Origin of the sequence: Acinetobacter lwoffii, from assembly GCF_024129115.1 — a bacterium.
Classification (GTDB): Bacteria; Pseudomonadota; Gammaproteobacteria; order Pseudomonadales; family Moraxellaceae; genus Acinetobacter; species Acinetobacter lwoffii_T.
Genome location: NZ_JAMXXO010000008.1, coordinates 41,359 through 65,143, shown reverse-complemented (window position 1 = coordinate 65,143; position 23,785 = coordinate 41,359). Strand labels below are relative to the sequence as shown.

Here is a 23,785-nt window from a genome sequence, read left to right as displayed (position 1 = left end):
CATGCATTGCCTCCATTTGTATAACGGCTTCGATATCAATGTTCAGGCTTTTCTTACTTTTGATGGGCCAAAAGTAAGCAAAGTCCCTTTATTTTGCTGAAGGGACTTCCATGTCGCCGGGCCTATGATCAAATTTCAAGAAAACAGCAAATAAGATCAAGCTATAAGATTTAAATATTCAATCTATCTAAAGACCCGCCTGAGTTTTAGATTCGTGCATAGATTTAGAGTAAAAATATGGCAAAAAACTTTCACAGTGAAGTCGTTGTCGCCAGTTATGACGATCACATTCGTAAACTGATTCCCGGTTATGAACTGGTGCATCAGCAGATTGAAGCAATTCTCAGCACTGAACTCCCGGAAACCGCCCATATTTTGGTAGTGGGCTGCGGGACAGGTTATGAACTGTCTTATTTATTGCAGCGTTATCCAGACTGGACCTTTACTGCAATTGATCTATCAGCAGCTATGCTGGAACAGGCTAGTAAAAATCTGAATTCTATAGATCGACAAAGGGTGAAATTCATCCAAAGCACAATTCAGGAGTTGCATCACCCAGATACTTTCGATGCGGCGTTGGCGATTCTGGTAGCACATTTCATTCCGAATTCCGAAAAAAACAGATTTTTTCAGGCTATCCATCAGTGTCTTAAAACCAATAGTCTTGCATTGACCTATGACTTGATGCAGCCAGAAGATCAACAAGACATCAAAATTATGCAGAAGCTGGTACAACAGACCGGGTTAAGTGTAGTGCAAAGTACCAAGATGATTGAACGCTTGGAGCAGGATTTTCATTTGTTATCTACACAAAATTTTACAGCGCTTTTAACCAAAGTCGAATTTAAACAGTGCAAAATTTATTGTCAAATCATGAATTATCATGGCTTTTTGCTCAGAAAATAAAGATCAAAGAACTTTTTGCAAATTCTAAAGTTTAAGAGAATATTCAGGGAAGTATTAAAACAATGTCGGCATATTACAGTTTTATTCAGCGCGAACAGCATGCAGATGGCAGTACTACGGCTTATTACCGTTCTAATATTCATGCACAAGGTGCGTGGAATCCGCATGAGCAGCACATGGCGCCAGCCACCGGTATTCTATGCGTCGAACTGGAACAGTTTCAGCCACGTGCTGACATGCGTATTGGTCGGGTCGGGCTGGATATTTTTGGCCTGATAGCCTTTGGTGAATTTTCGATTACCACACGCATGATCCGTCCGGGTAAAACCATTGAACTGGTTGAAGCTGAAATGTGTGCCAATGGTAAAACCTGTATCGTGGCACGCGCGTGGAGAATGCTAACTTCAAATACCACGGCCATTGCTGGAGTGGAAGATTTTCCGATCGAAAGTCCAGAATATTTACCGGTTTGGGAGGGTATGCGCTGCTGGCCGGGCGGTTATATCCAGAGTATTGAAACCCGGGCACATGCCGACCATCGTGCAGGCAAGGGCATTGTCTGGCTAAGAAATTCGCTGGACATGGTAGAAGGTCAACCGACGACAGACTTTAGTCGTTTGCTCGGTATGGTCGATACGGCCAATGGCATTGTGCCACGTCAGGACCCGAATTCCGGTTGGGGATTTCCGAATCTGGACCTGCAGATTCATATGCACCGTCTGCCGCAGGGTAAATGGCTGGGACTGGAAGTGGTGCAGCAATATGGTGAAGATGGTATCGGTCTGACTAGCGGGATTCTGCATGATGTTCATGGACCTTTTGGCCGAAGTGAACAGATTCTGACCCTGCGAAAGTTCTAAAGCCTATTCAAAAACATCAAGGCCAATTGCCTCAATCTGTATTTATTGGCATGCTGTGCGTAATTTATCAGGAAGAACAGCAGATGCGGATCAGTATGATTGGGGCAGGGCGAGTGGCATATCATCTTGCCCTTGTATTGTCAGCACAACATGAGATCGTACAGATCTACAGTCGAACCCTAGAAAAAGCACAGCAACTGGCTGAGCAATTTAAAGCTCAGGCAATCGCTGAGCCTGAACAGCTGGATCATGAGGTGGATCTGGTCATTATCGCGGTCAGTGATCAGTCGATTGCCAGCGTCATTGAACAGATTCATCCATATCTGCAGCAGAATCTGATCGTACATACCTCTGGCAGTACCCATCTCGATTTACTGAAAAATGTGCATGCGCGTGCAGGCGTATTTTATCCTTTACAGACCTTTAGTCTGGAACGCCAGATTGATTGGCAGCAGACGCCACTGTTTATTGAGGCGATGAATGAGCAGGACCAAATTCTGTTATTAGAACTGGCAAATAGCCTAAGCAATCGCGTTTATACTTATAGTTCTAGTCAACGTCTCAGTTTGCATCTTGCAGCGGTATTTGCCTGTAATTTTGCCAATTATTGTTATGACATGGCCAAGCAGGTGGTTGATGCACAACAGGTCGATTTTAGCCTGCTGTATCCCTTGATGCTGGAAACCGCCAATAAAGCCACTCAGAATGATCCCAAACAAATGCAGACCGGTCCAGCGATGCGTGGTGATCAGAATATCTTGAATATGCATCAGCAGATGTTAGCCAATATGCAGCGGGAAGATTTACAAAATGTCTATCAGTTGTTGAGCCAGCAGATTCTCACGCGTCATCAGAAATGAAGAATCTGAAGATTTATCTACGGAGAAGGGCTCAAAGATAAATTTTCTCCATAAAAAAGCGCTGATTAATCAGCGCTTTTTTGAATCTTGGATTAAGAAATTTTCTTGAAGATAAAATCATTAATCTTGTGACCGGCTTCAATCCCGCGACGTTCAAACTTGGTTTGTGGACGCCATTCCGGACGAGGGTAGCTGTTGCCTTTGCCCGCCAGATTTTCCAGTCGTGGACGTTCTTCCAATACTTCAATCATCCATTCCGCATACGGTTCCCAGTCCGTTGCAGCATGGAAAGTTCCGCCAAGTTCTAGCTTTTGCTCCACCAGTGGCATACGGTCATGCGAAACAAAACGGCGTTTAAAATGACGCTTTTTCTGCCATGGATCCGGGAAATACAATTGCACAGTATTGATACTATTGTCTGGCATTTCACGTAATACCTGAATTGCATCAGCATCCAGCACACGTAAGTTCGTTAGGCCTTCAACACCTGCTTCATACACGCACTGCGCAATTCCAGGTACATGGACCTCAATCCCGACAAAGTTTCGCTCAGGATTGGCTTTGGCCATCAATACCAGTGAACGGCCCATACCAAAACCGATTTCTACAGTCAAAGGACGTTCAGGATGTTCAAAGTGCTGACGTAAATCGCCCACTGGATATTCCAAAATTAAGTGACCATATTGTTCAAGCGCAGTACGTTGAGAGGTATTCAGCGGCATTGAGCGGCGCATAAACGTCACGATTTCACGGTGCTCGCTTAAGTTTTCCAGCTCCACGACTTGCTGGTCTAATTGATCGTTCGACATAACTTTGGCAAATCTAAAAATTCAGAATGCGGTATTTTAAGTCCTGAGCCGAGCAAGTCAAACTTTTCTCGGTATTTCTCCATAAAAATTGGCGAGATCTTCCAGATAAAATAAAAGAGCCAATTGAGGCTCTTTTATTAATCACCGTTCATCAGCTACTAAACCGGTCAATCAGTGTACTGCTGGCTTCATTTAAACCGATCACTGTTACGTCTATATTTTGGGCTTTAAACTTCTGAATCACGTTATTCAGCATATTGACCGAAGTCACGTCCCAAATATGCGCATGGGTCAGATCCAGTTCGACATGCTCAAGCTTCTCTTTAAAATCAAAGAACTGATAGAATTTTTCTGTACTGCTGAAGAAAATTTGTCCAGAAATAACATAGCTACGTGAATGGGCTGCATTTAAATACGTATAGACATGTACAGTTCTTTCCAGTTTATTAATAAAAAACAGGGCAGAAAGCAGCACGCCGACAAATACACCGAGTGCCAGATTATGAGTGGCAAGCACGACAATAATCACCGCAATCATCACGGTATTAAATTCCAGCGGATGTTTGCTGAATTGTTTGATCGCTCCCCATTGAAAGGTGGTAAATGCCACCATAATCATGATCGCAACCAGCGCTGCCATTGGAATATAAGCCAGCCAGTCTTTCAAAAAAACCACGAGACAGAGTAGAAACACACCAGCGACCAGAGTCGATAAACGGGTACGTGCCCCTGAAGACACATTGATAATGGATTGGCCGATCATGGCACAACCGGCCATCCCACCCATAAAGCCACTGACAATATTGGCCATACCCTGACCACGACATTCCTGATGACGGTCACCTTCAGTTCCGGTCACTTCATCAATGACCGTAGTGGTCATCATGCTTTCCAGCAAACCGACAGTCGCCAAGGTAAAGGAATAAGGCAGGATAATTTGCAAGGTTTCCAGATTGAGTGGAATTTCTGGAATCAGGAATACTGGCAAAGTATCCGGGAATTGTCCAAGATCGCTCACGGTACGCATATCTGCACTTAACAACAGCGCCAACCCGCTTAATACGATAATACAGATTAAAGGTGAGGGAATGGCTTTGCCAATTTTCGGGATATACGGAAACAGATAAATAATTGCCAGACCAATCGCAATAAACAGATAACCGGTGCTATCCATCCTGTTAATTTCCGGGATTTGTGCCACAAATATCAGGATCGCCAAGGCATTCAAAAATCCGTATACCACCGCCTGCGATACAAAGCGCATTAATTTAGCGACTTTAAAATAACCCGCAATGACCTGAATGATGCCGGTCAGAATTGTGGCAGCCAACAGATATTGCAAACCATGTTCTTTTACCAAGGTAATCATCAAAAGTGCCATTGCGCCTGTAGCCGCAGAGATCATGGCAGGACGGCCACCAAAAAAGGCAATGGATACTGCAATGCAGAAAGAGGCATATAAACCGACTTGCGGATCGACACCGGCAATGGCAGAGAAGGCAATTGATTCAGGAATCAGGGCAAGTCCCACCACCAGACCTGCCAATACATCTGTGCGGATATTGGAAAACCATTCTTCTTTTTTCAGGCTAATCACGAAATATCATCTAAATTTGGAAAACCTGTGTATGTTAAACAGATAGAGATAAAAATCTACACAAGATTGACTTGCAAAAGCCCGGAATATCCTGAATATTGAATGAGTAACTGCCCTGAGGTGACAGTTACGCTTTTTTGCAATTTACAGGTTTGATCACTTGAAAGTTTGTCAGAAGCGATTTAAAACATTGAGAAGTGTATAACAAGGATCAGAAATGAAGCTTTACTATTCACCAGGTGCCTGCTCACTGGCAGCACATATTATTTTAAATGAAATTAATGTCGATTTTGATTTGGAACGTGTTGATTTAAAAACACATAAAACAGAAAAAGGTACGGATTATTACGAAGTTAATCCTAAAGGCTATGTACCAGCGTTAGAAATTAACCCTGGTCTGATCCTGACAGAAAATGTTGCAATTCTACCGTTTCTTGCTCAACACGATCCAAAACAAGATCTGATTCCACCATCGGGCATGGGACGTGCCAAAGTGCTGGAATGGTTAGGTTATCTGAACTCTGAACTACATGATGCCTATGCGGTGTTCTTCGGTGGCAAGTTATCCGACGATGAAAAGAAAAAAGCCTATGCAGAGATTGATCGACTATTGAGTTATATCGATAAAGCGATTGGTGAATCGGACAATGATTATCTGGTGGATGATAACTTTGGGCCTGCGGATGCCTATCTATTTGTCTTGACCAACTGGTCGAACCAGATTGAGCATGATTTGAGTCCATATAAAAATATTATTCATATCCGTAATAAAGTGGCAGAACGTCAGTCTGTACAGATTGCCATGCGTGATGAAGGTCTGATTCCTTAATTACTGGAAAAAATAAAGGACTCAATTGAGTCCTTTATTTTTGTTGATGAAAATTTATTTAAAGAAATAGCCGGTTTCCGGCGAGCTGGCATTGGCCATACGCTTGCGCGGCATACGGCCTGCAAGAAAAGCTTCTCGGCCTGCTTCAACGGCTTTTTTCATCGCAGATGCCATCAAGACCGGATTTTGCGCTGCCGCAATCGCTGTATTCATGAGTACGCCGTCACAGCCCAGTTCCATCGCAATCGCAGCATCACTGGCTGTACCGACACCGGCATCGACCAGAACCGGGACTTTGGCATTTTCCTTGATGATTGACAGGGTGTGTGGATTCAGAATGCCCAGACCAGAACCAATCAGGCTACCCAGTGGCATAATCGCGACACAGCCCATGCTTTCCAGCTCTTGCGCCACGATCGGATCATCCGAGGTATAAACCATGATCTCAAAGCCATCGTCAATCAAGGTGCGCGCAGCTTTCAGTGTTTCGGTTACGTTTGGATAAAGTGTCTTTTCATCACCCAAAACTTCAAGTTTGACCAGATTGTGGCCATCGAGCAACTCACGCGCTAGCATACAGGTGCGGACGGCACTATTGGCATCGAAGCAACCTGCAGTATTCGGCAAAATGGTATATTTTTCCGGAGGAATCACTGATAGCAGATTCGGCTGGTCAGGATCTTGGCCAATATTGACCCGGCGAATAGCGACAGTGACAATCTCTGCACCACTGGTTTCAATAGCCTGCTGAGTTTGATTTAAATCTTTGTATTTGCCTGTGCCTACCAAAAGGCGTGACTGGAATTGGCGTGAACCAATCTGTAATAAATCTTGCATAATTGTCCCGAGTATTAGCCGCCACCGACTGCGTGAATAATTTCGATTTTGTCTGTATCGCAAATCGGCGTATCGCCCAATCTGCTTTTAGGAATAATCATTTCGTTGACTTCAACTGCAAAACGCTTACCCTCAAGCGCCATACTCTGAATCAGTTCCAGCAGATTCTTGCAGTGAGTTTCGTGTTGTTCGCCATTGATGTAAATCATCATTCTAGCAACCCTCCATGATTAAGTGTTGTTCAGACTTATCTGGCGTATTTTAAAGCATTCCAGGCCAGAATTAACCATCCGGCAATCATTAAAGCGCCGCCGATGGGCGTAATAGCACCTAAACCGCGGGGTAATCCTAAGGCCATGATATACAGTGAGCCAGAAAACAGTAAAATGCCGACCTGAATCAGACCGAAGCTCCATTGAATGGGCAATGCAGGGATGACTTTCGCCAGTAAAGAAAGAATCAGTAGTCCTAAGGCATGATAGAAAAAATAATCCGTTGCCGTTTGCCACCAGCCGAGCTGTGCTTCAGTCGCCCGCGCTTTTAAACCATGTGCACCAAAAGCACCGAGCATGACTGCAAGTGCCAAATTAAGTGCTGAAATCGCAATCCACATTTGAATTGATCTTCCTGATAAAGTTTGCGCTCAACCTTAGCATAAATTCAAAATGCGGACATAAAAAAGCCTTCATCAAAGAAGGCTTTTTCGAGGTAAATCAGTAACAGAATTTGGTGTTAATTGGATGACATCGCCACTTTAATTTTTTCCATGGCATTTTTTTCCAGCTGACGAATACGCTCCGCAGAAACATTATATTCGGCTGCAAGCTCATGCAGGGTCGATTTCTCGTCATCTAGCCAGCGACGCTGCAAGATATTACGTGAACGATCATCTAGCTGATCCATGGCTTCATGCAGGGCAGAGGTGCTTTGCTCCTCATAGTCTTCATTTTCAATCAGACGAGCCGGGTCATAACGATTATCTTCAAGATATAACGCTGGTGCCACATGGGTGGAACCTTCATCATCGTCATCGCTTGATGCATCAAAAGCCGCATCATACGCCGTCAGACGGCCTTCCATTTCCAGTACTTGTTCTGGTGTGACATTTAAATCATTGGCAATAGACTGTGCTTCTGCGAGCGTCAACTTTTTCGATGATTTCTTCAGGCTGCGCAGATTAAAGAACAGTTTACGTTGCGCTTTAGTGGTGGCGATTTTCACAATACGCCAGTTACGGATCACATATTCGTGAATTTCCGCCTTGATCCAGTGCACGGCAAATGACACCAAACGTACACCCATATTCGGGTCAAAACGTTTCACAGCTTTCATCAGACCCAGGTTGCCTTCCTGAATCAGGTCACCTTGTGGTAAACCATAACCGGCATAACTACGTGCAATATGTACTACAAAACGCAAATGCGACATGACCAACATTTTCGCTGCATCTAAATCTTGGTCATAGTAATAGCGTTCAGCCAACTCTTTTTCTTGTTCGGCCGTTAAAATCGGAATCTGATTGACAGTGCTGATATAAGCACCGAGGTTGACACCTGGCGCCGATAATGACAGGGGCATCAACTGATTGCGGCTGTCACTCATGTGTTCTCCTTGAAGTGCGGGATAACCCTAAACTAGGTTTTATCTTAATCCAATCTCTCCGCAAATAATGGATATTTGGGTAGAGAAATGTAAAAAAGTATACGAAAGTGAAGATCAACAGTTTAATTGAAAATTTTTAAGATTCAATTAAGTAGTGAAATTCTGTATCAGAAATTTTTTTAAATTCAAGCTTGAGCTGATGTAGCTGACAATAGCGACTGACATCCGTCTGGCTATGCGGATCAGATGATTTCAATAGGAACGTTTTCTGATTTCCGGCCTTTAATGCACGCTTTAACATTAATAGCGGCATTGGGCACGGTTTTCCCATAGCGTCTATAAGGCTGAATTGCGCTGGATCTTCGAACATTGCGGTTTCATTTAGATAGCAGAAAAGGCTATAAATAGTAGCAAATATGATGCCAGAACCAAACTGGTTTCAGAAAAAGAAGATCTAGATGACTTTATAAAGTCTTTTGACAATTTTCATGAAAAAAATAACTAAATCAAACAGAACATGCTAAAAAAAATCTATTAATTGTGATAAACCCATGTTAAGCTCGTTGCGTATTTGGGACTTTGAATAAACAAAGTGATTGTTTTTCACCCTATTACATAAATGGATGTAACCGGGATTTTGTTGATAGTTTTACAGAATGATTACAAGCTTAAAAATAATATTTTCAAACTTGTTTGCTCTGCTGTTTGCAACACCGGGTGGTCCTTCTTTTAGTTTCAATGAGGATTAACTTATGACAGCTGCTCGCGAACAAGGCGTAGTTAAGTGGTTTAACGATACTAAAGGCTTCGGCTTTATTCAACGTAACGGCGGCGATGACGTATTTGTTCATTTCCGTGCTATCCAAGGTGACGGTCACCGTTCACTTCGTGACGGCCAACGTGTTGAATTCAGTGTTGTTAAAGGCCAAAAAGGCTTTCAAGCTGAAGAAGTTCAACCATTAGACTAATCTTCGGATTAAGCTAAAAAGAAAACGCTCCAATATAACTTGGGGCGTTTTTTGTTTATACTATCCCTATCTTAGTGATTACCCAATTAGAGCACCGCTTTATGTCATCTGGTTTTGAAACCTTAAATTTACATCCCAATCTAAAAAAAGCGATTGATGCTTTAGGCTTTACCACCATGACGCCTATCCAGCAGAAGGTTTTAAAATTCACGCTGGCAGGACATGATGCCATTGGCCGTGCACAGACAGGTACAGGTAAAACTGCTGCCTTTTTAATTAGTATCATGAATGATCTATTAAATAATCCGATTCAGGAACAACGCTATCGTGGTGAGCCGCGCGCGCTGATTTTGGCACCGACCCGTGAACTGGCATTGCAGATCGAAAGCGATGCACAGGATCTGGCGAAATATGCCGGTCTCAATGTGGTGACTTTGCTAGGTGGTGTGGATTTTGACAAGCAAAAGAACCAGCTTAATAAAGCGCCTGTCGATATTATGGTGGCAACACCGGGTCGTCTGATTGATTTTGTAGAACAAAAAGAAGTCTGGCTGGATCAGATTGAATTTTTGGTCATTGATGAAGCTGACCGCCTATTGGATATGGGCTTTATTCCTTCAGTAAAGCGCATTGTGCGTTTCTCGCCACGTAAAGAGCAACGTCAGACTTTAATGTTCTCTGCTACTTTTAGTTACGATGTGTTGAATCTTGCGCAACAATGGTTATTTGAACCGGTCACAGTTGAAATTGAACCGGAAAAGAAAACCAATGCCGATGTCGAGCAGCGGGTTTATATGGTCGCAAAGGCGGACAAATATAAATTATTGCAAGAAATCCTGCGTGATGAGCCGATTGAAAAAGTCATGATTTTTGCCAACCGTCGTGATCAGGTGCGCAAACTTTATGATCATTTAAAACGTGATGGCTATAAAGTAGTGATGCTGTCTGGCGAGATCGCTCAGGACAAACGCCTGAAAATGCTGGACCAGTTCAAAAATGGCAAACATAACATCATGATTGCAACGGATGTTGCAGGTCGTGGCATCCATGTTGATGGTGTATCGCATGTGGTGAACTTCACCTTGCCGGAACAGTCGGATGATTATGTACATCGTATTGGTCGTACCGGTCGTGCGGGAACCAGTGGTGTGAGTATCAGTTTCCTTGCAGAAGATGATGCGTTCTATCTGCCAGAAATTGAAAAAGCCATTGGTCAAAAATTGCCTTTGACCCGTCTGGAAGGTTATTGTTAATCCAGACCATCGAAAAACCGCTCTTGAAGAGCGGTTTTTTATTGCGCTATGGTTTATTAGCTTATTTGGCCTGACAGTGGAATGTAAGAACCGTCTGATAATCATCATTCTGGTTTAAACCGGTATTGGTACCTGCGATATTCCCGAGAACGGTAGCTGCTGCCTGGATCATCTGACCTGTTTGTTCATCGACCACGCCTTTTAAAGCGCCGTTATAAGCTGTCTTTTCATCCACAATAATTGGGGTTGATCGAGAGCCACAGGCTTTATTGGCCGCAGTAATCGCATTGTTTTTCGAGGTCAGTTGATTTTTACCTAATCCGGTCACCTCATACTGGTTATTTTCCTTTTGCACTGCCAATGCAGTCGGGTTTGAGGCACAGGCAGTAAGCAGTAATGCGGAAATAGCCAATCCGCTGAAAGTGATTGTTTTTTTCATCATGAAATCTCAAGTAAATACGATGCTGAATATTTCAACACAGCAAGCAGCGCAGATTTTGTAGCTGTTGTATAGGTTTGGCAATTTTTGGTATAGCTCTATGTGACTTAGGTGAAAAATAGAGCAGCACAGGATTGAAAAACCAAGCAACTTTATCTTCAAATTGTGATGAGCGTGCTGAATCGCTATGAAGTTTCTAGCGTATTTTTCTTTGAATATGCTAATCTTGAGTATGGTTTTTTAAGTGTAGATATACAAGGCAATGACGGAATCTGCGATTGACATCGTTCATCAAAATATTCACCAACGGCAATCGATTGGTCATCTGCTGGCACCCGCACCCAATGCAGAACAACTGGAAAGAGCCTTTCAAGCGGCATTAACTGCACCCGATCATCATCGGCTCAAGCCGACCACATTTGTGGTGGTTCCAGATAATCAGCGTGAAGCTTTTGGAGGGTTGCTGTCGCAGGCGCTCGTCGATTTGGGTGAAACTGAAACAGCGCAGATTGAGCGGGTCAAGAATCATCCATTTCGTGCGCCTTTATTGGTGCTTGCCTTAACGCGTTTGCAGGATCATCCTAAAGTTCCGCATTTTGAACAAATCCTTAGTTCAGGCGCAGCCATTCAGAATTTTCTGTTGTCACTTCAGGTTCAGGGTTTCTCGACCATGTGGCGTAGCGGTGCTGTAGTCGAGTCTGGCCTGTTTAAGCAGGCATTGGGAATTTCAAAAGATGATCTGGTCTCAGGTATTATTTATATTGGCACTGCAGCAAAAGCAATTCCAGCACGCGCAGAGATTCAAACCGGTGATTTTGTCAGTTATTGGAACCAGAACAGCTAGTTTGCAGGGTATAACAGGATATTAAAAAATAAGATGTCAGAATTAAATTTCTCAAAACTGGTAGAACCGGTTGCAGTTGATCATAAGACAGCTTTAAGAGTCACGGTATTGGGTGGGGGCAGCTTCGGTACTGCAATGGCCAATACTGCAGTGCGTAATGGTTGCAATACCATGATCTGGATTCGTGATGAAGCAGTTGCGGCAGATATTAATGCCACCCATATCAATAAACGCTATTTGCCAGATTTTAAGTTAGAAGAAAATCTGCTGGCGGTGTCAGAACTAGAACAGGCTGTGCGTGATCGAGATATTATTTTAGTCGCTATTCCGAGCCATTCTTTCCGGGATGTCTTGCATCAAATCAAACCTTTTATTACATCGCAAGCCGTGATCTCGCTGACCAAGGGTATTGAAGCCAAAACCTTTAGTTTCATGAGCGATATTATTCGTGAAGTGTTGCCTGAAGTGCCTTATGGTGTGTTATCAGGACCGAATCTGGCCAAGGAAATTGTGGCAGGACAGCCGGCAGGAACCGTGATTGCCAGCCAGTCCGAGCTGGTGCGTTATGCGGTACAACAAGCCCTACATAGTGCCTTGTTCCGCGTATTCGCCAGTGATGATGTGCATGGGGTAGAACTCGGGGGCGCATTAAAAAATATCTATGCTGTCGCGATGGGCATGGCTGCTGCGTATAACGTGGGTGAAAATACCAAGAGTATGATCCTGACCCGTGCTTTGGCCGAAATGAGCCGTTTTGCAGTAAAACTCGGTGCAAATCCGCTGACCTTTCTTGGGCTTTCAGGTGTGGGTGATTTGTTCGCAACCTGTAGCAGTCCGCTCAGTCGTAATTATCAGGTGGGTTACGCACTTGGCAAGGGTAAGACTTTGGAGCAGGCAACAACTGAACTGGGTCAAACGGCAGAAGGGATTAATACCATTTTGCAGGTCAAGGCACGTTCGGAAGAACTCGATGTGTATATGCCGATTACTTCGGCCTTGTATGATGTGATTTTTGAAGGTGCGCCGCCACTCAATATTGCCTTGTCATTGATGAAAAATGGTCATCGCAGTGATGTTGAATTTGTCTTGCCACATCATCAAGTCTGATCTATAACACAGGGACTGTCTGCGAATTGTCATATCAGCTAGTTAACATGCAGGCAAAAGAATATAAGGAAATCAAATGCAACTGACTTTAGTTCGACATGGCGAGGCCGCACCACCGGTCAATGGTAATGACACCAAGCGACCTTTAACGGAGCGTGGTCATCAACAGGCTGAGCAGACTTCACAGTTCTTAAAGGATCTGATTAAGCCTGAAGTCTTTGTGGTCAGTCCGTTATTGCGTGCGCAGGAAACTCTGGCACATTTGCAGCAGTATTTTAAAGATGTGCCGGTGGTGATCTGTAATACCATCAAACCGGATGATGATGCCAAAGTCGCAGTGGAATGGTTGTCGCAACTGCCTTATGAGTCGATTGCAGTGGTGTGTCATATGAATGTGGTGGCACATATGTCTTCCATTCTGCTGGCTGAATCTTTTCAACCTTATGCATTGGCAGAAGCACGTATTTATGATCAGGCGGTGATTGCCCCTGGCTTATCCACACAGATAAAAAGCTTTAGTCCTACACTATAAAAAATTAATTAAAACGGCAGAACACAATCAATGTTGTATTTATGGATGCCTGAAGCCAATGGGGTTTGGCAATGGTCAACTGGGGAATTCTGGAACACTGCGGACACATTAGAACAGCTGATTCAGGATATACAGGCTCATCATGGCGAAGAGGCGGTGGTATTTTTCCCGAGCCGTCATGTGCAAATTTTGCAGCAGACCTTGCCCAAGAGCCAATATAAGAAAATGGGCAATGATGGCATTAAATATTTGCTCGAAGAATATGTGGTGCTGCCGGTAGATGCCATGAAAGTGCTGCATCATTTTCAGCAGCCGGATCAGATCAGCATTATGGGAATTGCGAATTCTACGCTTGAGACCTTGCAACATGCTTTAAGCCTGATCCCGGTCAAGCTAGCAGCTTTGTTGCCGGACTTTTTAGTGCTGCCGGTTCCTGATGCCAATCATCGTGTGATTGCTCAAATTGGTGGGCGTTTGCTGGTGCGCGAGTCGGAATATATCGGTCAGTCGCTAGATGATCTAAGCCTTTATCTGGATTATCAGTCCAAGGACCTCAGCTATAAGGTGAGCAACCTGAATCAGGAGCAGTTGCGTAGTCTTGAAGCACTCATCACTCAGGAGCAACTGGAGTCTTTCCAATATGGTATTCCTGTACTGAAAAAACCAAAACAGCATCCGTTTAATATATTGCCTAAAGCAAAATCTGATGGTGCTATTTCCGGTTACTGGAAAGCCTGCGCGGCAGTTTTTCTGGGTATTTTGGTATTGCAGTTTAGTTATGATGCTGTGCGCTGGTATCAATATAAAAAAGTGGCGAATCAGACTGCCGCGCAAGCCATTGACCAGTTTAAATACTGGTTTGGACAAAATTATCCGGTCACTGAGCAGAATATCAAAAGTCAGTTTGAAGGGCAGTTGCGTCAAAGCCAGATTGCAGATACGCATGCATTACAGCTGATTAGTCGGGTGGGGCCTGTCTTGATGCAAAATCAGATTGTGGCACAACGGGTAAATTATGATACTTCTGTGCTAAGTATGGAGCTTAAGGCTAATTCATCAGAAACGTTAAATGCACTGACCACGCAATTGAGCCAGCAAGGTTTTAAGGTGGAGCTGGGGAATATTCAGGCCAGCGGAACAGCTGCGATCGGACTGGTGAGGATTCAATAATGAAAGGCCTTGAAGCGCTACAAAATCGTATGGATCAGTCTTTTGAAAAACTGAGTGATTATCTGGACAGCTTGTCGGTACGTGAACGGGTAATGGTAATTTTTACCACTGTTTTTGTGATTGTGGCGGCAGTCGGTTCTGCACTCTGGTATATGCATCAGGCGGCAGATACCCAGCAAAAACGCTTAAATCAGCTGAAAGATACCATTGTTTGGATGCAAAGTAATGCAGTAACCATGAAACCGGCTGGGGACACCCAACTGGATGCAGCGGAGAAAGTACAGCGAGTCGCACAGCAGCAAGGATTGTCGGTGGCTTCCCAGCAAATGGAAGGAAAAATTCAATTGGCGGTCATGCATGAAAATTATGCAGTACTGGCAAATTTCCTGACTCAGCTGGCACAAATGGGGCTAAGTATCGAGAAAATGGAACTAAATAATGAGGCAGGACAGATTAAATTAACGGCGACCATACAATAAACGGTAAAAATAAAGATTTGCAAAGCATGGTTTTTTTGTCAGCCTATGCCTATAATATGCCGACTTAAAAAGCAGTAGACTTTTCTGGATATGTTGTATTCTCTAGCCCGCCCTTTGTTGTTTTCTTTAGCACCAGAGCGTGCACATGAGCTGACATTATCACTATTGAAATCATCCCATAAAATGGGCTTGATGCGTCAAAATGTTGCTGCGAAACCTGTGACCTGTATGGGAATCGAATTTCCCAATCCGGTAGGTCTTGCGGCAGGTTTGGACAAAAATGGTGCCTATATTGACGCCCTTGCCGGTCAAGGTTTTGGTTTTATTGAAATTGGTACCATTACCCCGAGACCGCAAGCTGGCAATCCTCATCCGCGTTTATTTCGTTTGCCACAGGTCAAAGCCATTATTAACCGTATGGGCTTTAACAATGATGGCGTGGATCAGCTGGTTGAAAATGTCAAAGCGGCCAAATTTAAAGGCATTCTCGGTATTAATATCGGTAAAAACGCTGATACTCCGGTAGAAAAAGCAGTAGATGATTACCTCATCTGTTTAGAAAAAGTCTATAATTATGCTTCTTATATTACCGTCAACATTTCTTCTCCCAATACCAAAAACCTGCGCAGCCTGCAAAGTGGTGATGCACTCACCGAACTGCTGGAAACACTGAAGAAGCGTCAGCTTGAATTGGCTCAGGAATACCAGCATTATGTACCTTTGGTACTGAAAGTGGCGCCTGATCTGGATAACAGCGATATTGCCTTTATTGCCAAGCAATTATTGCAATTCAAGATTGATGGCCTGATCGTGACCAATACCACACTGTCACGTGAAGGTGTAGAGGGTCTGGAGCATGCAGAGGAAGCAGGTGGTTTGTCTGGCGCGCCAGTATTTGAGAAAAGTACCGCATGTCTGGCTACATTTGCTGCGGTATTAAAAGGACAAATTCCATTGATTGGTGTGGGTGGTATTCTTTCAGGTGCAGATGCTGCTGCCAAGAAACAGGCAGGCGCCAGCCTTGTACAGGTTTATAGTGGCCTCATCTATACTGGACCTAAACTTGTAAAAGATTGTGTAGACGCACTTTAAATCCTATGAATGCCATTGATATCTTTCTACTGATTATCTTGCTCATTGGAGGGCTCAACGGTTTGCGTCAAGGATTTATTAAAGCCTTTGCGAACTTAGTGGGATGGATCTTTGCCCTGATTGTTGCGGCAAAATATTCAACGCTACTTGCGCCGTCTATGGTTGCTCTGAGTACAGATCCAGTCGTACAAAAGATTGCGGCCTTCGCTTTTATCGTCCTGCTGATTGTAGTTCTGACCTGGATCGTTACTGCACTGTTGAACCGTATTTTAAAGAGTCTTAAACTGGGCCCTCTCAACCGTCTGGCGGGTGGTGTCTTTGGTAGCCTGAAAGGTTTGCTGATTGTTCTGATTACCATGCAGGGAATTGGCCCGTGGGTAGAAAGCTCACCTCATTGGAAACAGTCCAAGTTTATTCAAGCCTTATTGCCTTATGCACCTTGGGCGACTCAAATGTCGAAAGAAGCCGCGAATGGCGCACTACAACATATCAAGCCTGAAGGGACATCGAAACCTTCAGCTTCATCATCTGAAACATCGTCCAAGTCTGGAGCTGCAGATGAGTCTACAAATAATCCTTTTTATTAATCCTAGCTTGTCTGCGAGGTTGCTATGTGTGGAGTAGTTGGTATAGCTGGTAAATCACCCGTTAACCAAATGTTGTTTGATGCATTAACGATGTTACAACATCGTGGACAAGATGCAGCTGGGATCGTGACATGTGATGAAGGACGTTTATTCCTGCGCAAAGACAATGGTATGGTGCGTGATGTATTCCATACCCGTCATATGCGTGCTTTGAAAGGAAATTACGGTATTGGTCATGTGCGTTATCCAACAGCCGGTTCATCGAGCAGTGCTGAAGCACAGCCGTTTTATGTGAACTCACCGTACGGGATTACCTTGGCACATAATGGTAACCTGACCAATGCCGAAGAAATTCATGATGACCTGTTCAAAACTGACTTGCGTCATATGAACACTGATTCTGATTCAGAAGTCCTGTTAAACGTGTTTGCGCATGAACTGCAAAAACATGGCAAACTGGTACCGACGTCGGAAGATATTTTCCATGCGGTAACACGTGTGCATGAGCGTTGTAAAGGTGCTTATGGCGTGGTGGCGATGATTACCGGTCAGGGTCTGGTAGGCTTCCGTGATCCAAATGGTATTCGTCCATTGATCTACGGTTCGCGTGAAACTGAACAGGGTATGGAGTATATCATTGCTTCTGAGTCGGTTGCGATTACTGCGCTGGGCTTTAAAGTTGAGCGTGATATTTTGCCTGGTGAAGCGGTATTTATTGATTTAGAAGGTAACTTCTTCACCAAGCAATGTGCAGTGAATGCTGAATACCGTCCTTGTATTTTTGAATATGTTTATTTTGCCCGTCCAGATGCCATCATTGATGGAATCTCGGTGTATAAAGCACGTTTAAAAATGGGTGAGAAGCTGGCGCAAAAGATTCTGCGCGAGTGGGGTGAAGAGCATGATATTGATGTGGTGATTCCGATTCCGGATACTTCACGTACTTCTGCATTGGAACTTGCCAATATGCTGGGTGTGAAATTCCGTGAAGGTTTCATGAAAAACCGTTACATTGGTCGTACCTTCATTATGCCTGGTCAGCAGCTGCGTAAAAAATCGGTACGTCAGAAACTGAACCCGGTTGAGCTTGAGTTTAAAGGTAAAAATGTACTGTTGGTGGATGACTCGATTGTCCGTGGTACAACCTGTAATGAAATTATCCAGATGGCTCGTGATTCTGGCGCGAAAAAAGTATTCTTTGCTTCTGCAGCACCGATGGTGAAATATCCAAACGTTTATGGTATTGATATGCCGGCGAAATCTGAGCTGATTGCATCGGAACGTAGCGTGGAAGAAATCCGTGAAATTATTGGTGCTGACCGTCTGATTTTTCAGGATCTGGAAGATTTGAAAGATGCGGTAAGAACCACCAAGGTGCCGGACGTCAAAGACTTTGATTGTTCAGTGTTTGATGGCATCTATGTTTCGGGTGGCATTGATGCGCAATATCTGGATGACCTACAGCAAAAACGTAGTGACAGTGCCATGAAAGAAAGCAATTATATTGATGTCAATATTGATGCAGCCTCAGTGGATTTGACTGGTGTACGCGAAGTCTAAGTAGTTAAAATCATCATGAAAAAGCGGGAATTTCCCGCTTTTTTGTTTTATGATGAGCCCATTGAAAATTATCATTTTAGGGTTCTGCATTGCGAAACGTAGGATACGATTTTATAAAAAACAAAAATATAGTACTACCTGTAAGTTTTTGCCTGATTGCAATTCTGTTGACTATTTTTATTATTAATACCGTTGTTGGTCTCTTTGTTTTTTATACTGATCCTAGCCAGTCAATCTTCTGGCATGCGCTGAGTCCTTATCTGATTGCTTTGCTGTTATGTGCCATGATGATCTCGGTCATCTATGAATTCTATATTTTTCGGAATGGCGGTTATTCGCTGGCGAAGCAGCTAGGTGCGCGTCGGTTGAGTCCGATGGATAGTATTCCAGAAGAAAGTGCTGCGCTGCACATCAACCAGCAACTGGCAGAGACTTTTCTGATTGACGTTCCGGCGGTGTATGTGCTGCCCGATGAAGTTGGTGTTAATGCACTGACGGCAGGATTTAGTCCGCGGGATACCGCAATTATCCTGACTTGGGGTGCGATACAAACACTCGATAAAGTCGAGCTGTATGGCTTGCTCAGCCATGAATTCAATAAAATCCTCTCAGGTGAAGCTGCGGAAAATACCCGCCTGAAAATTCTGTATAGCAGTTTAACCACGTTTAGTCAGTATGGCAGTAAGATTGCCAAGTCCGGTTTTTATCGAGCGGGTAGTCCCCGTGAAAACAAGTTTGAAACTTTCTATGTTGCAGTCGGTGCGGTGATCTGGCTGATTGGTAGTTTGGGCGTATTGATTTCCCGTTTTATTAAATATATTTCACTGGGTGGTCGGACCTATAAAAATGATCGAAAGACCCGACGCCTGATTCAAAATGATGCCAATATCCAGACTTTACTCAGAATTCATGTGCATCATTCTGGATCCCAGATTTATAGTGAATATGCTGAATCCATTTCACATATGTGCTTTGCCAATTCCTTGAGCCCGCAAAACTGGCTGAATATTCATCCCAATATCAATCAGCGGATTTATGAATTAAATCCTGCCTTGATTCAGGACTTACAGCTTGAAAACCTGAAAAAACTCAAGAATCAGCCTTTGTTTAGTTTATTCCGTTCTTTGGAAGAAGTGGTGCCTGAAACTGCAATGAGCTGGAGCTCGCCACAACCTTTGCCATTATTGCGGCTGTCTCCGATCAGTTTTGCGATTAAAGATGCGATCAAACCACTGAATCCGGAACTTCGGCTCAAGATGCCACGTCCGGAACTGATTGAGCGTGCATTACAAACCGCAACCGGTTCTCGTGAAGTGATGGTCGCCATTTTAATGATTCGTCAATATCGTGAATTTATTCCGACTGAGGCTGAAGTTAGCCGTGCCATTGTAGATTCATTGCTCAATCTGGACGGGCGGGTGCATATCTCGATTTTCCAGCAAGCTTGTAACAATATTGGTGGCATGCCGACAACTGTTGCACGCCAGTTTTTGATGAAGCTGGCACGGATTATTCAGGAAGATGGCGAAATTGGCCTGTTGGATGCATTATTACTGGAATGTGTGAAATACGAACTGAATTTGCTTCCTGCACATACGCCTACAGCACTCGATGAGGTCAAGCCACAGATTGTGCGTTTGATCGACGCCTTGCTGCATGTACAGCAGATTAATAGCGGCAACCAGCTTGAGGTGCGGGAGCGGATTTTAAACCGGATTCTGACCGCTCAGGAACTGGACTTATATAATGAAATTTCTGATGAGCCGATTGATCTAGCAGAAATCCTGAATGATATTGCGGGGCTGTTATTGCGTGATCGCCTCAGTATTTTAGGTATTGCAGAGGCCTGTTTGTGGAGTGATCGTATCGTGACACAGGATGAGTTGGACGTGATGGAGCTGTTGTATTGGCGCTTGGGTTTTGAGGCAGAACAGGTCGTTCAGCAAATGTTAAAGAAGAACAGTTTAACCATTCTGTAGAAAATAAATGAGAACGCGCAGCTTTAGCCGGAATCTGTTATAACAGCAGGAATGGTTTAATTGTGTATTAAAAGCACGGTTTTTAGCAGACAGCTAAACTTTGTACTAGAATCCATCAGGATAAAAAAGAAAAGCTGAAAAAGTTCGGCAAAGCACAGGCAATCCGGCTAAAATGTTCAGCCTGAAATTGGTGATGATGAAAAGATGATTGGGCATCAGCGTGACATACTGGCAACATTAGGAATCGATCTCTGGATTCCTAGGGACAGCGCATGTCAGCCGCACCAGGTTTCGATCTGGCGTGATCAGGCTGCACCTGAATTTCACACCGATATCGTCTTACCACAGCCTGCTTCCGTAGAGGCGTTGGCTGATCTACCGATTCCTGAGCCAGAGCCAATTGTTACGCTTAAGGTTGATACACCACCTGCGGCACCGACTCACATTGCACCTGTTCAGGAACAGCGTGAAATCGTACAAATCCCGCCATTCAGTTTGCAGGCTTTAAGTCTGGCACATTGCAGTATCGTGATTGATGCAACTGCAATGACCGAAGACACCCAGAATTTATGGGGCAATATCCAGCGTGCAGTCCCAAGTGAGTTTCATGAGCTGAACTGGCCATTTCCCTGGGCCAATGTTCAGGATGGACGTGGTGTAGAATCCTATATTCAGGGTTTTCTGGATGGAATGAGTGCAGAGAAAAATATTATTTTCCTCGGGCCTGTAGCGCATATATCAAATACGAAAATGATCCAGTTGGCATCTTTACAAGAAATGCTGGATCAGCCGATTCTAAAAAAACGTTTATGGCAGTTTATGCAAAATAGGACTGCCAGTCTGGGATAATCTTGCTGTGGAATAAAAATAGATGAAACAAAAAGTGGTTGTATTTAGTCAAATTGATACTGATATTCAAAACAAGCTGGAACAAAATTATCAGGTTAGTTATATACAACCGAAGCTAGGCGATGTGAATCAACAGCTTTTGCAGCAGGTTCAGGATGCTGATGGCATGATTGGCGCAGGGCGTTTGCTGAATCGTGATAATCTGGCCAGTGCCACCCGATTAAAAGTTATCTCCAGTGTCAGTGTCGGTTATGACAACTATGAACTGGATTATTTAAATGAAAAGACAATTTATCTGAGCAATACGCCGCATGTGCTGACTGAAACCACTGCTGACCTGGCTTTTACTTTACTGATGTCAGCAGCACGCAAAGTGGCTTACCTGGATCAATGGACCAAGCAGGGACAATGGCAGCGTACCGTGGGCGAAGCACAATTTGGCATGGATATTTTTGGAAAAACCCTGGGAATTATTGGTCTCGGCCATATTGGAGCGGCAATCGCACGTCGTGGTTTTTACGGTTTTAATATGAATATTCTGTATCATAATCGCCGGGAAAAACCAGAACTCGCTCAAGGGTTGAATGCGCAATATTGCCAGCTTGATGAACTGTTACAGCGTTCTGACTTTGTGGTCGTTGCAGTAGATTTGAATGCGGATTCCAAAGCCCTGATTGCAGCAGCAGAATTGGCGAAAATGCAACCTCATGCGGTATTGGTCAATATTTCACGTGGCTCGGTCATTGATGAACAGGCATTGATTGCAGCTTTAAAAGCCAAGCAAATTTTTGCTGCCGGTCTGGACGTGTATCAGAAAGAGCCTTTAAAGGAATCGGAATTATTTCAGTTGGACAATGTGGTTGCCTTGCCACATGTGGGTTCGGCCACTGCAGCAACCCGTAAAAAAATGGCAGAACTGGCCTATCAGAATCTGGTCGATGCTTTAGAGGGACGAGTGCCCCGTTATGTAGTCAATCCGGAATTTTAAAAAGCATCTGATTCGTCGTTTAAATGGTATTAAAAAATAACATTTTCTTGCGTCTCTGCTCATTGTTCAATGCTATATTCAAGAAAGATTAGATTGGCAGGATTAGAGATTTTTCATTGAAACGATTGGCGCTGGCGTGTGGCTTAAGTCTGTGTATGGTGGCAGGGCACGGCTCTAACCATGATTTTAATCAAGCAAATGTACAATTTTCTGTGCCTGATATTGGTACAGGTGTCGGCTTACTCGATCAACAAAAAGAAAAAATGATCGGTGAAAAAGTCTATCGTGAAGTGCATAAACAAATGCCGGTCCTGCAAAATCCATGGCTTGAAGATCAACTACTTTCGGTATTTTCTCATATCCTGAGTCAAACTCAGTTACAACAGCCGATTGGTTTGCTGGTGATTAATGACCCGCAAATTAATGCTTTTGCCGTACCAGGTGGCCTCTTTGCACTGAATGCTGGTCTGATTAATTCAGCCCGAAACATGGATGAAGTGGCAGGAGTCATGGCACATGAAATTGCACATGTCACACAACGTCATTACAGTCGCTCTCAGGATGCCTTTAAAGGGCAAGGTTTACTGGCGTTAGCCGGAATTCTTGTCGGTGCTTTGGTCGCTTCCCAGGCAGATGGTGATGTCGGCACAGCGGTCATGATGGGTTCACAGGCAGCACTTCTGGATAAACAGCTTACCTATAACCGTAATCAGGAGCGTGAGGCAGACCGGATTGGTATGCAATATATGTATCGTTCCGGTTATAACCCGCATAGTATGGCAGATTTCTTTGAGGTCATGCATCGCTCGACCAGCCGCTTAAGCTTTCTGCCGGATTTCTGGTTCACTCATCCACTCACCACCGAGCGTATGAGTGAAGCACGTTTACGTGCCAACCAGCTTCCTGCGGTGAAACGCAGTCTCAATGACCAAGACTTTGACATTATCAAGTGGTATAGCAGGGTATTGTCTGGTCAGACCAATGCAGAGCAGCTTATCCTGATGGACCAGCAAAATAATTTTGCAGGCCAGCTTGCCTTAACTGCCTATCGAATACAGCAAAGTGATTTCCAGGCCACGCAGGCCACTTTAGATCGAGCAAAAAAGCATAACCAGATGCATCCTTTACAGGTTTTATTCCAGACTGATATTTATTTAGCTCAGAACCAGCTTGATGCAGCTTTGGAAAGTGTAGCGTCAGCAGCGCGGATCATGCCGGAAAATCGAGCGCTCAATTATAAATATGCAGAAGTGCTGATTCGCGCCAAGCAACCCGATAAAGCAAAAGTTTTAGTGCAGCGATTTTTAAATGCCAATTCACGGGATGTCAGTGGCTGGCGACTAATGCAACTGGCTGCCAATGCAGAGCCAGATTCGCCGATTAAGGCTGCTAATGTGCTGCGCTATCGTGCAGAAGTAGAATATTGGTCAGGATATGAAGAAACTGCCATCAAATCATTATTACATGCACAGCGTAGCGTAAAGAATAATCAATCTTTATCGTCCACCATTCGCCAGCGTCTGAAGCAGATGCAGCAGGCACATCAATATAAGATTTAAAGCTGAACTGGGTTTTAAGTTTTTGTATCAGGATGATATAGCAAGAATATATTCAATCAGGCTACAATCTTTTTGAAAG

At 44.0% G+C, this 23,785-nt stretch carries 26 protein-coding genes; 18 read left to right on the top strand and 8 right to left on the bottom strand.

Features of this window, described 5'->3' with window-relative positions:
* Nucleotides 1–237: 237 nt before the first annotated feature.
* From NI470_RS08255 to NI470_RS08245, 3 genes are all read left to right on the top strand, one after another.
* The gene (locus tag NI470_RS08255) at nucleotides 238–906 is read left to right on the top strand and encodes a class I SAM-dependent methyltransferase (RefSeq protein ID WP_253148135.1); all 669 of its coding nucleotides are present in this window, start codon (nucleotides 238–240) and stop codon (nucleotides 904–906) included.
* Between the two features lie 62 nt (nucleotides 907–968).
* The gene (locus NI470_RS08250) at nucleotides 969–1,766 is read left to right on the top strand and encodes a thioesterase family protein (protein WP_004280113.1); all 798 of its coding nucleotides are present in this window, start codon (nucleotides 969–971) and stop codon (nucleotides 1,764–1,766) included.
* 83 nt (nucleotides 1,767–1,849) lie between these two features.
* On the top strand, nucleotides 1,850–2,626 hold the full coding sequence (locus tag NI470_RS08245; RefSeq protein WP_243474839.1) for a Rossmann-like and DUF2520 domain-containing protein: 777 nt from the start codon (nucleotides 1,850–1,852) through the stop codon (nucleotides 2,624–2,626).
* Nucleotides 2,627–2,718: 92 nt separating this feature from the next.
* On the opposite strand, the gene trmB is transcribed toward NI470_RS08245, so the two are convergent.
* On the bottom strand, nucleotides 2,719–3,435 hold the full coding sequence (gene trmB, locus NI470_RS08240) for a tRNA (guanosine(46)-N7)-methyltransferase TrmB (protein WP_005246752.1): 717 nt from the start codon (nucleotides 3,433–3,435) through the stop codon (nucleotides 2,719–2,721).
* 151 nt (nucleotides 3,436–3,586) lie between these two features.
* Entirely contained in the window at nucleotides 3,587–5,032 is a 1,446-nt protein-coding gene (locus tag NI470_RS08235; protein WP_253146119.1) for a SulP family inorganic anion transporter, read from the bottom strand.
* A gap of 217 nt (nucleotides 5,033–5,249) precedes the next feature.
* Between NI470_RS08235 and NI470_RS08230 the strand changes: the two genes are divergently transcribed.
* Nucleotides 5,250–5,861 (top strand): glutathione binding-like protein, encoded by a 612-nt coding sequence (locus NI470_RS08230; RefSeq protein ID WP_004729975.1) that lies wholly within the window; start codon nucleotides 5,250–5,252, stop codon nucleotides 5,859–5,861.
* 54 nt (nucleotides 5,862–5,915) lie between these two features.
* Here NI470_RS08230 and NI470_RS08225 read toward each other — a convergent pair whose 3' ends face one another.
* The 5 genes from NI470_RS08225 to NI470_RS08205 all read right to left on the bottom strand — a co-directional run bounded on the left by NI470_RS08225 (nucleotide 5,916) and on the right by NI470_RS08205 (nucleotide 8,670).
* Nucleotides 5,916–6,698 (bottom strand): thiazole synthase, encoded by a 783-nt coding sequence (locus NI470_RS08225; protein ID WP_044112685.1) that lies wholly within the window; start codon nucleotides 6,696–6,698, stop codon nucleotides 5,916–5,918.
* A 14-nt stretch (nucleotides 6,699–6,712) separates the two neighbouring features.
* On the bottom strand, nucleotides 6,713–6,910 hold the full coding sequence (gene thiS, locus NI470_RS08220) for a sulfur carrier protein ThiS (RefSeq protein WP_071850344.1): 198 nt from the start codon (nucleotides 6,908–6,910) through the stop codon (nucleotides 6,713–6,715).
* 35 nt (nucleotides 6,911–6,945) lie between these two features.
* Nucleotides 6,946–7,311, bottom strand: a complete 366-nt coding sequence (locus NI470_RS08215; protein WP_004280103.1) for a DUF423 domain-containing protein — start codon at nucleotides 7,309–7,311, stop codon at nucleotides 6,946–6,948.
* 119 nt (nucleotides 7,312–7,430) lie between these two features.
* Complete coding sequence (gene rpoH / locus NI470_RS08210; RefSeq protein ID WP_004280101.1) at nucleotides 7,431–8,300, bottom strand: RNA polymerase sigma factor RpoH; 870 nt, start codon at nucleotides 8,298–8,300, stop codon at nucleotides 7,431–7,433.
* A gap of 136 nt (nucleotides 8,301–8,436) precedes the next feature.
* The gene (locus NI470_RS08205; RefSeq protein WP_213687130.1) at nucleotides 8,437–8,670 is read right to left on the bottom strand and encodes a sulfurtransferase TusA family protein; all 234 of its coding nucleotides are present in this window, start codon (nucleotides 8,668–8,670) and stop codon (nucleotides 8,437–8,439) included.
* A 382-nt stretch (nucleotides 8,671–9,052) separates the two neighbouring features.
* On the opposite strand from NI470_RS08205, the gene NI470_RS08200 reads away from it, so the two are divergent.
* On the top strand, nucleotides 9,053–9,268 hold the full coding sequence (locus NI470_RS08200) for a cold-shock protein (RefSeq protein ID WP_004280099.1): 216 nt from the start codon (nucleotides 9,053–9,055) through the stop codon (nucleotides 9,266–9,268).
* A gap of 101 nt (nucleotides 9,269–9,369) precedes the next feature.
* On the top strand, nucleotides 9,370–10,521 hold the full coding sequence (gene rhlB / locus NI470_RS08195; RefSeq protein WP_004280098.1) for an ATP-dependent RNA helicase RhlB: 1,152 nt from the start codon (nucleotides 9,370–9,372) through the stop codon (nucleotides 10,519–10,521).
* A 61-nt stretch (nucleotides 10,522–10,582) separates the two neighbouring features.
* Here the strand turns inward: rhlB and NI470_RS08190 are convergent, their stop codons facing one another.
* Nucleotides 10,583–10,960 carry a hypothetical protein gene (locus NI470_RS08190; RefSeq protein ID WP_420908920.1) on the bottom strand — a complete coding sequence of 126 codons (378 nt, stop codon included), beginning with the start codon at nucleotides 10,958–10,960 and terminating at the stop codon, nucleotides 10,583–10,585.
* Nucleotides 10,961–11,222: 262 nt separating this feature from the next.
* Between NI470_RS08190 and NI470_RS08185 the strand changes: the two genes are divergently transcribed.
* The 12 genes from NI470_RS08185 (at nucleotide 11,223) to NI470_RS08130 (ending at nucleotide 23,706) form a co-directional block, all read left to right on the top strand.
* Complete coding sequence (locus NI470_RS08185) at nucleotides 11,223–11,804, top strand: nitroreductase family protein (protein ID WP_044112675.1); 582 nt, start codon at nucleotides 11,223–11,225, stop codon at nucleotides 11,802–11,804.
* 33 nt (nucleotides 11,805–11,837) lie between these two features.
* Nucleotides 11,838–12,911, top strand: coding sequence for an NAD(P)H-dependent glycerol-3-phosphate dehydrogenase (locus NI470_RS08180; RefSeq protein ID WP_253148137.1), 1,074 nt, complete (start codon nucleotides 11,838–11,840; stop codon nucleotides 12,909–12,911).
* A gap of 76 nt (nucleotides 12,912–12,987) precedes the next feature.
* Entirely contained in the window at nucleotides 12,988–13,443 is a 456-nt protein-coding gene (locus NI470_RS08175; RefSeq protein WP_005246746.1) for a phosphoglycerate mutase family protein, read from the top strand.
* 30 nt (nucleotides 13,444–13,473) lie between these two features.
* The gene (gspL, locus tag NI470_RS08170) at nucleotides 13,474–14,613 is read left to right on the top strand and encodes a type II secretion system protein GspL (protein ID WP_253148138.1); all 1,140 of its coding nucleotides are present in this window, start codon (nucleotides 13,474–13,476) and stop codon (nucleotides 14,611–14,613) included.
* Complete coding sequence (gspM, locus tag NI470_RS08165) at nucleotides 14,613–15,092, top strand: type II secretion system protein GspM (RefSeq protein WP_219309653.1); 480 nt, start codon at nucleotides 14,613–14,615, stop codon at nucleotides 15,090–15,092. Before gspL ends, gspM begins: the two co-directional genes overlap by 1 nt.
* Before the next feature lie 90 nt (nucleotides 15,093–15,182).
* A complete protein-coding gene (locus tag NI470_RS08160; RefSeq protein WP_219309651.1) occupies nucleotides 15,183–16,184 on the top strand; it encodes a quinone-dependent dihydroorotate dehydrogenase in 1,002 nt (333 codons plus the stop codon).
* A gap of 5 nt (nucleotides 16,185–16,189) precedes the next feature.
* Nucleotides 16,190–16,771 (top strand): CvpA family protein, encoded by a 582-nt coding sequence (locus NI470_RS08155; RefSeq protein ID WP_005246742.1) that lies wholly within the window; start codon nucleotides 16,190–16,192, stop codon nucleotides 16,769–16,771.
* Between the two features lie 24 nt (nucleotides 16,772–16,795).
* Nucleotides 16,796–18,331, top strand: coding sequence for an amidophosphoribosyltransferase (gene purF, locus NI470_RS08150; RefSeq protein WP_180038885.1), 1,536 nt, complete (start codon nucleotides 16,796–16,798; stop codon nucleotides 18,329–18,331).
* An 89-nt stretch (nucleotides 18,332–18,420) separates the two neighbouring features.
* Nucleotides 18,421–20,310, top strand: a complete 1,890-nt coding sequence (locus NI470_RS08145) for a M48 family metalloprotease (RefSeq protein ID WP_114541761.1) — start codon at nucleotides 18,421–18,423, stop codon at nucleotides 20,308–20,310.
* 204 nt (nucleotides 20,311–20,514) lie between these two features.
* Entirely contained in the window at nucleotides 20,515–21,159 is a 645-nt protein-coding gene (locus NI470_RS08140; RefSeq protein WP_253148139.1) for a hypothetical protein, read from the top strand.
* 22 nt (nucleotides 21,160–21,181) lie between these two features.
* On the top strand, nucleotides 21,182–22,147 hold the full coding sequence (locus tag NI470_RS08135; protein ID WP_253148140.1) for a 2-hydroxyacid dehydrogenase: 966 nt from the start codon (nucleotides 21,182–21,184) through the stop codon (nucleotides 22,145–22,147).
* A 116-nt stretch (nucleotides 22,148–22,263) separates the two neighbouring features.
* Nucleotides 22,264–23,706, top strand: a complete 1,443-nt coding sequence (locus tag NI470_RS08130; protein WP_253148141.1) for a M48 family metalloprotease — start codon at nucleotides 22,264–22,266, stop codon at nucleotides 23,704–23,706.
* Nucleotides 23,707–23,785 lie beyond the last annotated feature (79 nt).

Excerpts from the sequence above, each read along its gene's own strand:
- NI470_RS08255 (WP_253148135.1), top strand. The coding sequence starts at position 238 with ATGGCAAAAAACTTTCACAGTGAAGTCGTTGTCGCCAGTTATGACGAT.
- NI470_RS08250 (WP_004280113.1), top strand. The coding sequence starts at position 969 with ATGTCGGCATATTACAGTTTTATTCAGCGCGAACAGCATGCAGATGGC.
- NI470_RS08245 (WP_243474839.1), top strand. The coding sequence starts at position 1,850 with ATGCGGATCAGTATGATTGGGGCAGGGCGAGTGGCATATCATCTTGCC.
- trmB (WP_005246752.1), bottom strand. The coding sequence starts at position 3,435 with ATGTCGAACGATCAATTAGACCAGCAAGTCGTGGAGCTGGAAAACTTA.
- NI470_RS08230 (WP_004729975.1), top strand. The coding sequence starts at position 5,250 with ATGAAGCTTTACTATTCACCAGGTGCCTGCTCACTGGCAGCACATATT.
- NI470_RS08225 (WP_044112685.1), bottom strand. The coding sequence starts at position 6,698 with ATGCAAGATTTATTACAGATTGGTTCACGCCAATTCCAGTCACGCCTT.
- thiS (WP_071850344.1), bottom strand. The coding sequence starts at position 6,910 with ATGATGATTTACATCAATGGCGAACAACACGAAACTCACTGCAAGAAT.
- NI470_RS08215 (WP_004280103.1), bottom strand. The coding sequence starts at position 7,311 with ATGTGGATTGCGATTTCAGCACTTAATTTGGCACTTGCAGTCATGCTC.
- rpoH (WP_004280101.1), bottom strand. The coding sequence starts at position 8,300 with ATGAGTGACAGCCGCAATCAGTTGATGCCCCTGTCATTATCGGCGCCA.
- NI470_RS08205 (WP_213687130.1), bottom strand. The coding sequence starts at position 8,670 with ATGTTCGAAGATCCAGCGCAATTCAGCCTTATAGACGCTATGGGAAAA.
- NI470_RS08200 (WP_004280099.1), top strand. The coding sequence starts at position 9,053 with ATGACAGCTGCTCGCGAACAAGGCGTAGTTAAGTGGTTTAACGATACT.
- rhlB (WP_004280098.1), top strand. The coding sequence starts at position 9,370 with ATGTCATCTGGTTTTGAAACCTTAAATTTACATCCCAATCTAAAAAAA.
- NI470_RS08190 (WP_420908920.1), bottom strand. The coding sequence starts at position 10,960 with ATGAAAAAAACAATCACTTTCAGCGGATTGGCTATTTCCGCATTACTG.
- NI470_RS08185 (WP_044112675.1), top strand. The coding sequence starts at position 11,223 with ATGACGGAATCTGCGATTGACATCGTTCATCAAAATATTCACCAACGG.
- NI470_RS08180 (WP_253148137.1), top strand. The coding sequence starts at position 11,838 with ATGTCAGAATTAAATTTCTCAAAACTGGTAGAACCGGTTGCAGTTGAT.
- NI470_RS08175 (WP_005246746.1), top strand. The coding sequence starts at position 12,988 with ATGCAACTGACTTTAGTTCGACATGGCGAGGCCGCACCACCGGTCAAT.
- gspL (WP_253148138.1), top strand. The coding sequence starts at position 13,474 with ATGTTGTATTTATGGATGCCTGAAGCCAATGGGGTTTGGCAATGGTCA.
- gspM (WP_219309653.1), top strand. The coding sequence starts at position 14,613 with ATGAAAGGCCTTGAAGCGCTACAAAATCGTATGGATCAGTCTTTTGAA.
- NI470_RS08160 (WP_219309651.1), top strand. The coding sequence starts at position 15,183 with ATGTTGTATTCTCTAGCCCGCCCTTTGTTGTTTTCTTTAGCACCAGAG.
- NI470_RS08155 (WP_005246742.1), top strand. The coding sequence starts at position 16,190 with ATGAATGCCATTGATATCTTTCTACTGATTATCTTGCTCATTGGAGGG.
- purF (WP_180038885.1), top strand. The coding sequence starts at position 16,796 with ATGTGTGGAGTAGTTGGTATAGCTGGTAAATCACCCGTTAACCAAATG.
- NI470_RS08140 (WP_253148139.1), top strand. The coding sequence starts at position 20,515 with ATGATTGGGCATCAGCGTGACATACTGGCAACATTAGGAATCGATCTC.
- NI470_RS08135 (WP_253148140.1), top strand. The coding sequence starts at position 21,182 with ATGAAACAAAAAGTGGTTGTATTTAGTCAAATTGATACTGATATTCAA.